The sequence below is a fragment of the Streptomyces sp. 4F14 genome (assembly GCF_048159485.1).
Lineage (GTDB): Bacteria > Actinomycetota > Actinomycetes > Streptomycetales > Streptomycetaceae > Streptomyces.
Map to the genome: position 1 here is coordinate 1 of NZ_JBLRVY010000299.1, position 345 is coordinate 345.

Annotated in this window: 1 protein-coding gene; it reads right to left on the reverse strand. The window is 65.2% G+C overall.

Going from position 1 to position 345, the window contains the following annotated elements; all coding sequences use genetic code 11:
• On the reverse strand, positions 1–345 hold a 345-nt coding region (locus ACLZOT_RS50815; RefSeq protein WP_416976095.1), incomplete at both ends, for a substrate-binding domain-containing protein.

Genomic DNA, 345 nt, shown 5'->3' on the forward strand with positions numbered 1-345 from the left:
CGAGGCGTAGTAGTCGACGTTCTCCGTGCCGAGGATCAGCCGGTCGTAGGAGATGACGGGGATGTCCGCGTCCTTGGCCTGCTGCATGACGTTGCCCAGGGACTTGTTGTCGATCGCGGCCACGATCAGCGCGTCCACGCCCTGCGTGATCATGTTCTCGATCTGGGAGACCTGCTGGTCCGGGTCGTCCTCGCCGTAGACGAGCTTGGTCTTGTACCCCTTGGCCTTCAGTTCCTTGACGACGTTGGCGCCGTCCGCGATCCAGCGCTCCGAGGACTTGGTGGGCATCGCGATGCCGATGGTGGCGCCGTCGGACCCGCCCTTGTCGTCGTCGCTGCCGCCCTC